General features: G+C 67.0%; 13 protein-coding genes. 5 read left to right on the top strand and 8 right to left on the bottom strand.

Going from position 1 to position 9,397, the window contains the following annotated elements; genetic code table 11:
- The 3 genes from A5709_RS03240 to pyrH all read right to left on the bottom strand — a co-directional run.
- The coding region (locus tag A5709_RS03240; RefSeq protein ID WP_369827239.1) for a phosphatidate cytidylyltransferase at positions 1 to 781 on the bottom strand (781 nt) is incomplete at its 3' end.
- A 32-nt stretch (positions 782 to 813) separates the two neighbouring features.
- Positions 814 to 1,371: a ribosome recycling factor gene (gene frr / locus A5709_RS03245; RefSeq protein WP_046186785.1), complete on the bottom strand. Its 558-nt coding sequence runs from the start codon at positions 1,369 to 1,371 to the stop codon at positions 814 to 816.
- Between the two features lie 15 nt (positions 1,372 to 1,386).
- Positions 1,387 to 2,178 (bottom strand): UMP kinase, encoded by a 792-nt coding sequence (gene pyrH, locus A5709_RS03250; RefSeq protein WP_067944835.1) that lies wholly within the window; start codon positions 2,176 to 2,178, stop codon positions 1,387 to 1,389.
- Between the two features lie 354 nt (positions 2,179 to 2,532).
- On the opposite strand from pyrH, the gene A5709_RS03255 reads away from it, so the two are divergent.
- Positions 2,533 to 2,769 (top strand): CsbD family protein, encoded by a 237-nt coding sequence (locus A5709_RS03255; RefSeq protein WP_067212426.1) that lies wholly within the window; start codon positions 2,533 to 2,535, stop codon positions 2,767 to 2,769.
- 221 nt (positions 2,770 to 2,990) lie between these two features.
- Positions 2,991 to 3,728: a response regulator transcription factor gene (locus tag A5709_RS03260; RefSeq protein ID WP_067944834.1), complete on the top strand. Its 738-nt coding sequence runs from the start codon at positions 2,991 to 2,993 to the stop codon at positions 3,726 to 3,728.
- A gap of 47 nt (positions 3,729 to 3,775) precedes the next feature.
- Here the strand turns inward: A5709_RS03260 and A5709_RS03265 are convergent, their stop codons facing one another.
- Together A5709_RS03265 and A5709_RS03270 are read right to left on the bottom strand one after the other, a co-directional pair.
- A complete protein-coding gene (locus tag A5709_RS03265; protein ID WP_068008864.1) occupies positions 3,776 to 4,741 on the bottom strand; it encodes a lysophospholipid acyltransferase family protein in 966 nt (321 codons plus the stop codon).
- Between the two features lie 72 nt (positions 4,742 to 4,813).
- Complete coding sequence (locus A5709_RS03270) at positions 4,814 to 5,368, bottom strand: MPT63 family protein (protein ID WP_067944832.1); 555 nt, start codon at positions 5,366 to 5,368, stop codon at positions 4,814 to 4,816.
- Positions 5,369 to 5,665: 297 nt separating this feature from the next.
- Here A5709_RS03270 and A5709_RS28330 point away from each other — a divergent pair, with 297 nt between their 5' ends.
- Together A5709_RS28330 and A5709_RS03275 are read left to right on the top strand one after the other, a co-directional pair.
- Positions 5,666 to 5,842, top strand: a complete 177-nt coding sequence (locus A5709_RS28330) for a hypothetical protein (RefSeq protein ID WP_197500934.1) — start codon at positions 5,666 to 5,668, stop codon at positions 5,840 to 5,842.
- A 32-nt stretch (positions 5,843 to 5,874) separates the two neighbouring features.
- Entirely contained in the window at positions 5,875 to 6,714 is an 840-nt protein-coding gene (locus tag A5709_RS03275) for a glucose 1-dehydrogenase (RefSeq protein WP_067944831.1), read from the top strand.
- Positions 6,715 to 6,744: 30 nt separating this feature from the next.
- Here A5709_RS03275 and A5709_RS03280 read toward each other — a convergent pair whose 3' ends face one another.
- Positions 6,745 to 7,074: a DUF2795 domain-containing protein gene (locus tag A5709_RS03280; RefSeq protein ID WP_067944830.1), complete on the bottom strand. Its 330-nt coding sequence runs from the start codon at positions 7,072 to 7,074 to the stop codon at positions 6,745 to 6,747.
- A gap of 88 nt (positions 7,075 to 7,162) precedes the next feature.
- Positions 7,163 to 7,576: a ChaB family protein gene (locus A5709_RS03285; RefSeq protein WP_067944829.1), complete on the bottom strand. Its 414-nt coding sequence runs from the start codon at positions 7,574 to 7,576 to the stop codon at positions 7,163 to 7,165.
- 120 nt (positions 7,577 to 7,696) lie between these two features.
- Between A5709_RS03285 and A5709_RS03290 the strand changes: the two genes are divergently transcribed.
- Positions 7,697 to 8,116: a MarR family winged helix-turn-helix transcriptional regulator gene (locus A5709_RS03290; protein ID WP_066952628.1), complete on the top strand. Its 420-nt coding sequence runs from the start codon at positions 7,697 to 7,699 to the stop codon at positions 8,114 to 8,116.
- 5 nt (positions 8,117 to 8,121) lie between these two features.
- Here A5709_RS03290 and A5709_RS03295 read toward each other — a convergent pair.
- Positions 8,122 to 9,397 (bottom strand): amidase (locus tag A5709_RS03295; RefSeq protein ID WP_068117948.1); only part of this gene is annotated, 1,276 nt, incomplete at its 5' end.

Here is a 9,397-nt window from a genome sequence, read left to right on the forward strand (position 1 = left end):
GATCGCCGAGCGTGCACGTGAGCACCAGGATCACCCCCAGCAGCGCCCCGATCCAGGGCGGTTTGCCGGCCAGGAACGTCGCCGTCAGGACGGCCGCGGTGATCCCGAAGAAGAGCGAACCGGCGAACCCCTCCCACGACTTCTTCGGGCTGATGGCCGGAACCATCGGGTGCTTGCCGAGCAGCACGCCGACCGCGTAGCCGCCCACGTCGGAGGCGACCACGGTGACCATCAGGCAGAACACCCGGCCCGCGCCGTCCTTCGGGTACACCAGCAGGGCGCCGAAGGACGCGAACAGGGGCACCCAAGCGGCCAGGAACACCGTCGCCGACGCGTCACGCAGGTAGTTGGCCGACGGAGACCCGGCGAACGGCTCGGGCCGCTTGCTGTTGTCCTGCATGAACAGCCGCCAGACGTTGCACACCACCACGGTGCCGCCGAAGCCGGCCAGGGCGCCGGCGGCGTGAAACGGCCACGTCAGCCAGACCGTCACCTGACCGCCGATCAGCAGCGGGATGAGCGGGATGACGTACCCGGCCTCGCGCAGCCGTCGCACCACCTCATGGGTCGCGACCATGATCGCCAGCGCGACGATGGGGACCCAGAAGCGGGGCGCGAAGATCAGCGTCACGATGAGCACGCCGCCGATGCCGGCGCCCACCGCGATGGCGGCGCGCAGGTCGCGTCCCGCGCGGGACGTCTTCTTGGCCGGCTGCGGCATGACCTTCTTGCCCTCATGCCCCGGCTCGTCGGGCGGGCTGGCTGCGCCGGTGGTTGCCACGGACCTGGGTGAACTTAGCTGCTGAGCGGCCGCTAGACCTCCAGCAGCTCGCCTTCTTTGTGCTTGACCAGGTCTTCGATCTGGGTGATGTACTGGTGCGTGGTCTTGTCGAGGTCTTTTTCCGCCCGCCCGACCTCGTCCTCACCGGCCTCGCCGTCCTTGCGGATGCGGTGTAGCTCTTCCATCGCCTTGCGGCGGATGTTGCGCACCGACACCTTGGCGTCTTCCCCTTTGCCCTTGGCCTGTTTGACCAGCTCCCGACGCCGCTCCTCGGTGAGTTGCGGCACCGCCACCCGGATGAGGGTGCCGTCGTTGGTCGGGTTGACGCCCAGATCGGAGTTGCGGATCGCCGTCTCGATCGCGCCGAGCTGACCGGTCTCGTACGGCTTGATCACGACGAGCCGCGCCTCGGGCACGTTGATGCTGGCCAATTGCGTGATCGGGGTGGTGGCGCCGTAGTAGTCGATGACAATCCGGGAGAACATGCCGGGGTTGGCGCGGCCGGTCCGGATGGTTGACAAGTCGTCGCGGGCCACCGCTACGGCCTTCTCCATTTTCTCTTCGGCGTCGAAGAGAGCCTCGTCAATCATCGTTCGCTCTTCCCCTCAGGTGGTGACCAGTGTCCCGATTTTCTCACCGGCGACCGCGCGGGCGATATTCCCATTGGTCAGCAGGTTGAACACCAGGATCGGCATGCCATTGTCCATGCACAGGCTGAACGCCGTGGCGTCGGCCACTCGAAGCCCCCGGTCGATGACCTCGCGATGGCTGATCGCGGCGATCAGCTCGGCGTGCGGATTCTGCCGCGGGTCCGCTGAGAACACCCCGTCGACCGCCTTGGCCATCAAGACCACTTCCGCCCCGATCTCCAGTGCCCGCTGCGCGGCCGTGGTGTCAGTGGAGAAGTAGGGCAACCCCATGCCGGCCCCGAAGATCACCACCCGGCCCTTCTCGAGGTGACGGACGGCGCGCAACGGCAGATACGGCTCGGCGACCTGCCCCATGGTGATCGCCGTTTGGACGCGCGTGACGATGCCTTCCTTTTCCAGGAAGTCTTGCAGCGCCAGGCTGTTCATCACCGTGCCGAGCATGCCCATGTAGTCCGAGCGGGTGCGTTCCATGCCGCGCTGCTGCAATTGCGCGCCGCGGAAGAAGTTGCCGCCACCGATCACGACCGCGACTTGGACACCGTCGCGAACCACCTCGGCGATCTGGCGGGCGACCCGCGCCACGACATCGGGGTCCAGCCCGACCTGGCCACCGCCGAACATCTCGCCGCCAAGCTTGAGCAACACCCTGGAGTACTTGGGCCGCGTCCGCGGCTGCCCGGCAGCTGATCCATTTTCCGGCTTCGGGGCCGCCGCGCCGGCGGCTTGGGGCTCCCTGGACTCCGTCATCAGGCTCCTCGCATGAGAGTGCCATCCCGGGTTAACTCCTCCGGAACGGCATTTCACATCCTGCCTCATCGCAGCACAAGCCGGCCCCGGTGGGGTGCGTTATGCGCAGAGTTGGCGAAGCGGACGACATTTCGCCGCGATCGGCCCAGGTGACGCGCGGGCGGCGCCGCGCGTCGGCGGGTTATCGCCACGGATGTTTGAGCGATGACCGTCGTGGGGAATCCGGACCATCGCGGCGGGAATTCACGGTCTTGAGAAACAAGGACTCACCTCGCCGTATGACCGGACCGATCGCGTCGGCGATCGGTGTTGAGCGCGAATCGCTCAGGTACGCCTACAAGGAGGAACTGATCCATGGCGGACAACAACTCGGGACCTGCTGAAGCCGTCAAGGGCGTCGTCGAGGACGTCAAGGGCAAGGCGAAGGAGGCCGTTGGTGCGGTGACGGGTCAAGACGACCTCACCCGCGAGGGCCAGGCCCAGCAGGACAAGGCGGAGGCACAGCGCGACGCGGCGAAGAAGGAAGCCGAGGCCGAGGCGGCCCGCGGCGGCGCCGAGGCCGCTGAGCAGCGCCAAAAGGCCAATCAGTAGCTCGCTGGGAGGATGGGTCCGGTCTGTGAAAACGGACCGGGCCCATCGACTTTTCTGGGTCAGGCGCTCGCGCCCGGCTAGCCGGGCCGACGCGGCCCGCGGGCGCCACACAATCGGTTGCATAGTTTTGCCGCGAGTGGGTACTCACCGCTGCGCTGGCTGACATCTCGCCAGGAGATGCCGACGGGCCGGGGATAACAGCGGACCCACCTTTTCGGGAGATGTCGTTGGACGTTTTACTGCTCACCGACGCGGACGACTTCGAGCGCGCCCTGCCACCCCTGACTTCGTTCGCGCGAATCATGCGGCGCGCGCCCCTTACGAGTGACGGCCAAGGGCCGGCCGATGTCGGCGACGTCGCCATCGTCGACGCTCGCGGCAACCTCGCGGCGGCGGCGGCGGCCTGCCGGCGCCTGACCGCTGATGCCCCCGCCACCGCGGTGGTGGCGCTCGCGGCGCCGGCCGACGATGTACCGCCAGACGTGGACTGGAACGTCGACGATGTCATGCCCCCGGGAACCGACCCCGACGAGCTGCAGGAGCGGCTGCGGCGGGCGATTGCGTTGCGGCGCAGCGCAATCAACGGCTGTTTGCGGTTCGGCGCCCTGCTCTTACATCCGACCAGTCTCACCGGGTCGCTGGAAGGCAAGGACCTGGGTCTGACGCTGACCGAGTTCAAACTGCTGAGTTTCCTTGTGCAGCACGCCGGTCGGCCATTCACCCGGACCCGCCTGATGCACGAGGCGTGGGGCTATGACAGCAACGGCCGGGTCCGTTCGGTGGACGTCCACGTCCGCCGGCTGCGCGCCAAGCTCGGGCCCCGACATCAATCGATGGTGAACACCGTCCGAGGCGTCGGCTATATGGCCAAGACCCCACCCCAGCCGGAATGGATCGTCAGCGAGCCGACGCTGACACTCGCGCCGACGGACTCCGCCTGGGATCCGGTCGCGCAGTGAGACAGTGAGCCCGAATCGCCCTGTCCGAGAAGGACTTCAGGGATAGGTCAGCCGAAGAGCGGGAAGGCGCGCTTGCGCGCGAGCGCGTCCATGCCGTCCTGGATGGCGTCCTGGATCTCGCTGTACTTGCGGTCGACGTACGCTTCGTCCTCCGCCCGGGCCGGATCGTGGTCAAGCTCCACGGCGGGCATGAACCGGGTTCTGATCTTGGCCGGTAGCGGCAGCTGCGGAAGCGCCGCCGGTGCGATCCCCCACGGCAGCGAGATCGCCAAGGGGAACACTTTGAGCCGCAGCACGCGGTCCAGCCGCAAGGCCTTCGACAGCTTGTCACCCCGGATCAGTACGGGCATGGCGTCGGCACCGCCCACCGTCGCCATCGGCACGACGGGCACGCCGGCCCGAATCGCCATCTTCACGAAGCCCTTTCGGCCCGCCAGGTTGGCCTGGTCGCGCTCGATCCACGGGCGCAGGGAGTCCACTTCCCCACCCGGCCACAGCGCGACGTCGCGCCCTTCGGCCAGCGCGGTGGCGATGGCGTCCGGGGCGGCCGGAAGCACACCCATCGACCGGAAGTACCGGCCGATCACCGGAATCGCCATCAACGCGTCATGGGCCGTGCCGTGCAGTGGACGTTCCTGCCCGAAACGCCGCCACCATTGCAGACCGACCGTCCAGGCATCCCAGACGAAGGGAGCGCCGGAGTGGATCCCCACCAGCAGAACCGGCGGCTCCGGAATGTTTTCCCAGCCATCGATCTCCATGCGAAACCAGTAGTCCACCAGCACATTCCACAGATACTTCTGCCGCTGTAGGGTGGTCTCGTCCTGGCCGCTGAGGTCCCACCTGCCGGCGCGCTCGGCGACCCAGCCGCTCAATCCGCCGCCCTGGCCGCTGCGCCTATCCTCCATCGCCGCCCGCGCCCGCTCGGCGTTCCGTTGCGCCTGTTCGCGTACTTCGGCTGGCCTGTGATCCGGGTTACTCATGGGTACGGTGTACCCGATTCGTTCCCGCATGACGCAACACCCGGCCGCAAAAGCGGAACTCCCCGCGTCGCATGCGACACGGGGAGATACCCGCAAGCCGGATTAGGTGTGGGCCGGGGCCGGCGGTGCACCCGGTGCCGGGCTCGGGCTCGGCGCGCCCGGCGCCGCGCTGCTCGGCACGTTCGACGTCCACATCAGGACGTCTTGCATTCCGTCGTTGTAGACCACGCCGTTGGGCGGCGCGCCCGTCACGTCGAAGTACAGCGTTCCGGTCGACTCGCTACCCTGCGGGATCGGCGCGGGGTTGAGGCCATTGGGGGCCCCCACCTTGTCGATCACCCGGTAGTTCTGGCCGTTGGGCCCACGCGCGATGAAGTCGTTGACCATCGGGGTCACGACCCCGCCGTCCGAGCGGGCGGTGACGTCCGCCTGATAGAGCGTTCCCTTGGGCGTGTAGCCGGGGATCGTGACGTTACTCGGCTGCAGGTTGCTCACCGTGTAATCGGTGACCAGCGGCCCATCGACCAGTTTTTCGCTGGTGCCGAAGCCCTGAATGTTGGGCGGCGGCGAGGCGAAAGCGGGCGCCGCCGCGAAAATGCTCGCCGCAATCCCCCCGGCAGCCGCAGCTGTCTTTATGGCGGTCCTGGTGACCTTCATTGCTCATTCCTTTCGTGTCGAACAATCGCCCCCCGGAAGGGCAATACGCACATAGGCCGCAAATAGCCCCTCGCTGTCCGCTTTAAACATGTGCGCCCGTTTTATTCGCAATTTTCAATCCACTACCTGGCGAAACGTTGTTGTTTTGCCGGACAGCAACTTTCGCAACACTTCTTAACATCCGTATCGCTATTCACGTCGAATGACTCGGACGCCGACGCTGTGGGAGGCCGGATTAGCCCCGGCCGTGGCGGGTAGTCGGAGCGGGAGAATCCGACGATACGAGAGGGGCCGTCGATGGAACGCGGAAGCTCTAAGCACAGCCCGCGCGAGGACGACGAACTCAAGCACGAATTGGACGGCACGCTGCGCGGTAACCGGTCCAGTCGCGCCGAGGAATGGCGCGATCCCGAACCGCCGGCCGACGACGACCCCGACGTCCCCACGGCCCGTCCGGAGACACGCGAACCATAAGTCGGCCTTTCGACCACGAATTGAGGAATCTCATGGGCTTTGCGCCTCAGCAACAAACCGCCCCGGGCGTCCAGGGCCGGATGGACCCGGCGCCCGACTGCGGCGAAAACACTTACCAGGGCTCGGGAAAGCTCACCGGGAAAAGGGCGATCGTCACCGGGGGTGATAGCGGCATCGGCCGCGCGGTCGCTATCGCTTTCGCCCGCGAAGGCGCCGACGTGCTGATCTCCTACCTCAATGAGGACGACGACGCCCGAGACGTCGCACGCTACGTGGAAGACGCCGGGCGCAAATGCGTGCTGGTATCCGGCGACCTTTCCGACGCTGCCCATTGCCGCGCCGTCGTCGACCGCGCCGTCGAGGAATTCGGCGGCATCGACATCCTCGTCAACAATGCCGCATACCAGATGATGCACAAGAGCCTCGACGAAATCAGCGACGAGGAATGGGATTACACGTTCAGGCTCAATGTCGGCGCTTACTTTTATCTGACCAAGGCGGCCGTGCCGCACATGAACGCGGGGTCGTCGATCATCGGCAGTTCGTCGGTCAACTCCGACACGCCCAATCCGACGCTGGCGCCCTACGCCGCCACCAAAGCCGCGATCGCCAATTTCTCGGCCAGCCTTGCTCAGTTGCTGGGAGAGAAGGGGATTCGGGTGAACAGCGTCGCGCCCGGCCCGATCTGGACGCCGCTGATCCCCTCGACCATGCCCCCGGACAGCGTGGAGTCATTCGGCGACAACACGCCGCTCGGGCGTGCGGGCCAGCCCGCCGAACTCGCACCCATCTACGTGCTGTTGGCCTCCGACGACGCGAGTTACATCTCCGGCGCACGGGTGGCCGTCACCGGGGGCCGGCCAATTCTCTAACGCCACAGGACGTTTGCTCTTGCCGGCGGTTCAGGAGCCCCGGTTTTCGCCCAGCTCGTCGACGATCGGGCTCGGAGCGGGGATGTCTTTTGCGTTTTCGGCCAGCCCGGGCTTGGTGTGGGAGCGACGAGCCGCCGCCTTGTCGGCGTCGCTGACGTCGCGATCGTCGACGATGCTGACCGACGCGGCCACCTGGGCGGCGTTGTTGTAAGTCTCGGGCGCAATGCTCCGCAGGGCGCGGATCGTGTCATCGTCGCAGCCATTGCGGCCGGCGGCGTCAAGCAGATCCTGCTTGTTCGCCGGAAAGTCCACATCGGTGAAGCACTGACGCAGTTGACTGGGAGTAGTGGACGCAACCATGGCTTTCCGGGTGCCCGGTGGCCATGGCGCTAAACCCGGCCCCCGGGTGACGTCTCGGTCACATCGGTGCGGCCGTGGGGCGCCCGTCTCAGCGACCGCGGACCCGGCGGTTGTGCTTCTTGATCGCGTCGACCAACTCCGACTTGCTCATCGTCGACCGGCCGTGCACGTCGAGTCGCCGGGCCACGTCGAGCAGGTGCTTCTTGCTCGCGTTGGCGTCCACGCCTTCGGCGGTCGGGCCGGAGGCACGCGGCCCGCCGCTCTTGGCGCGCTCGTCGGACGGCCCCTTCTCTTCTTTTGGCTCCCAATGATCGCCGACCTTTTCGAAGCTGTGCTTGAGCGCGGAATACGCGACCCGGTGGGCGCGCTCCTCGCTGCCGTATTCGTCGGCCGCCGCGTCATGCGTTTTGGCGAACGTGCGTTGCGCCTTGGCGTTGGAACGCCGCAAAGTGCTCGGCAGTTCGTCCTTCTTCGGCTTGCCGCCTTTGGTCGTCTTCGGCATGAAAACCTCCTGATGCGCGGTGCGGGTGACATTTCGGTTACCCCATTGACGGGCGGGCAATCACCACGTCGCGCCGCGAAGCCCACGTCCAGCGCCCGAAAATATGTCAATATCATTGACATGGTTCAGGCCGAAGATGCCCCGCTTGGTTACCTGCTGTACCGGGTGGCCAGCCTGCTGCGACCCGAGGTTTCCGCGGTGTTGGGCCCGCTCGGACTGACGCTGCCCGAATTCGTCTGCCTGCGCATGCTTTCCCTGGTTCCGGGGATGTCGAGCGCCGAGCTGTCCCGGCAGGCCGGCGTCACACCGCAGGCGATGAACACGGTGCTGCGCAAGCTGGAAGACATTGGCGCCGTGGCCCGTCCGACATCGGTGTCCAGCGGCCGCGCGCTACCCGCCACGCTGACCGGTCAGGGCCGCGCCCTGCTGAAGCGCGCAGAGGGCGCGGTGCGGACCGCCGATGCGCGCATCCTGGCCAAGCTGACCGAAACTCAGCAGCGCGACTTCAAGCGCATGCTCGACAAGCTCGGGTCCGACTGAGCCGCCTACGCCGCTTGGATCCGGGCCCAAGGTCGGGCCTCTTCGAGTTCGTAGGCCAGCTCGAGCAGTAGCGCCTCCTGCCCGAGGTTGGTCGAGAACATCATGCCCACCGGCATGCCTTCGTCGGACTGCGCCAACGGAAGTGAGATCGCCGGCTCGCCGGTGACGTTCTGCAGCGGGGTGAACGAGACCCAATCGATCAGTCGCTCGATGACCTGGTGGTAGTCGGTGGGTGCCAGATAGCCGATGCGGGGCGTCTCGTCGGCGAGCGTCGGGGTCAGCACGACGTCGTAGGTGCCGAAGAATTGTGCGGTCCGCCTACGGATTCGGCGCAGGCGCATGATCGCCAGGGGCAGGCGGTGGATGTTGCGGGTGGTGTGTCGCTCCAGCCCGAGCGTCAGACTGTCCAGCCGGCTGCGGTCGAACGTCTTGCCGAACATGTGCCGCCCGCTGCGCACCTGGGCCAGCGCGAGGAATCCCCAGTAAAGGACGAAATCGTCGACGAAACTGGCCGGCACCGGGGGCTCGTCGAGGTATTCGACGCGGTGCCCGAGCTCCTCGAGAAGACCGGCGGACTTCAGCGTCAGCTCGCGCACCTGGGGGCTGCAGTCGCGTTGCACGGAACGGGTCAGCACGGCGATCCGCAGCCGCTGCCTGCCGGGCCCGATGACGTCCCCGACCGGCGCCAGTTTCGGGTTACGCCAGATGCGTTCGGCCTCCCGGTAGAACGCCGCGGTGTCACGCACCGAACGGGTCACCACACCGTTGGCGACGATGCCCACCGGCATCCGGCGCAGGTGGGCGTCCAGCGGCAGCCGCCCGCGCGACGGCTTCAGCCCGACAAGCCCGTTGCAGGCGGCAGGGATGCGGATGGAGCCGCCGCCGTCGTTGGCGTGGGCGATCGGCACCACGCCTGCGGCAACGAACGCACCCGAGCCCGACGAGGATGCGCCGGCGCTGTAGTCGGTGTTCCACGGGTTGCGGACCGGCCCCAGCCGTGGATGTTCGGCCGACGCGCTGAAACCGAATTCCGACAACTGCGTCTTACCGACGGGAGCCAGCCCGGTGCCAAGGAACAGCCGGGTGAATTCGCCGTCGGAGGTGGCGTTCCACGGCGTCCACGCGTCGGTGCCGTGCATCGTCGGCTGGCCGGCGATGTCCACGTTGTCCTTGAGGAACGTCGGGACGCCGTCAAAGAAGCCGTTCGCCGCCGGGGCGGTTCGCGCCTGCTGAAAAGCCGCATAGGCCAGGCCGTTGAGGACCGGGTCGACGGCCTCGGTG

Origin of the sequence: Mycobacterium sp. E1386 (assembly GCF_001672745.1) — a bacterium.
Classification (GTDB): Bacteria; Actinomycetota; Actinomycetes; order Mycobacteriales; family Mycobacteriaceae; genus Mycobacterium.

What these genes read in the sequence shown, in the direction of transcription:
- pyrH (WP_067944835.1), bottom strand. Translation starts at nt 2,178, where the DNA reads ATGACGGAGTCCAGGGAGCCCCAAGCCGCCGGCGCGGCGGCCCCGAAG.
- A5709_RS03285 (WP_067944829.1), bottom strand. Translation starts at nt 7,576, where the DNA reads ATGCCGAAGACGACCAAAGGCGGCAAGCCGAAGAAGGACGAACTGCCG.
- A5709_RS03260 (WP_067944834.1), top strand. Translation starts at nt 2,991, where the DNA reads ATGTCGTTGGACGTTTTACTGCTCACCGACGCGGACGACTTCGAGCGC.
- A5709_RS03275 (WP_067944831.1), top strand. Translation starts at nt 5,875, where the DNA reads ATGGGCTTTGCGCCTCAGCAACAAACCGCCCCGGGCGTCCAGGGCCGG.
- frr (WP_046186785.1), bottom strand. Translation starts at nt 1,371, where the DNA reads ATGATTGACGAGGCTCTCTTCGACGCCGAAGAGAAAATGGAGAAGGCC.
- A5709_RS03290 (WP_066952628.1), top strand. Translation starts at nt 7,697, where the DNA reads ATGGTTCAGGCCGAAGATGCCCCGCTTGGTTACCTGCTGTACCGGGTG.
- A5709_RS03280 (WP_067944830.1), bottom strand. Translation starts at nt 7,074, where the DNA reads ATGGTTGCGTCCACTACTCCCAGTCAACTGCGTCAGTGCTTCACCGAT.
- A5709_RS03265 (WP_068008864.1), bottom strand. Translation starts at nt 4,741, where the DNA reads ATGCGGGAACGAATCGGGTACACCGTACCCATGAGTAACCCGGATCAC.
- A5709_RS28330 (WP_197500934.1), top strand. Translation starts at nt 5,666, where the DNA reads ATGGAACGCGGAAGCTCTAAGCACAGCCCGCGCGAGGACGACGAACTC.
- A5709_RS03270 (WP_067944832.1), bottom strand. Translation starts at nt 5,368, where the DNA reads ATGAAGGTCACCAGGACCGCCATAAAGACAGCTGCGGCTGCCGGGGGG.
- A5709_RS03255 (WP_067212426.1), top strand. Translation starts at nt 2,533, where the DNA reads ATGGCGGACAACAACTCGGGACCTGCTGAAGCCGTCAAGGGCGTCGTC.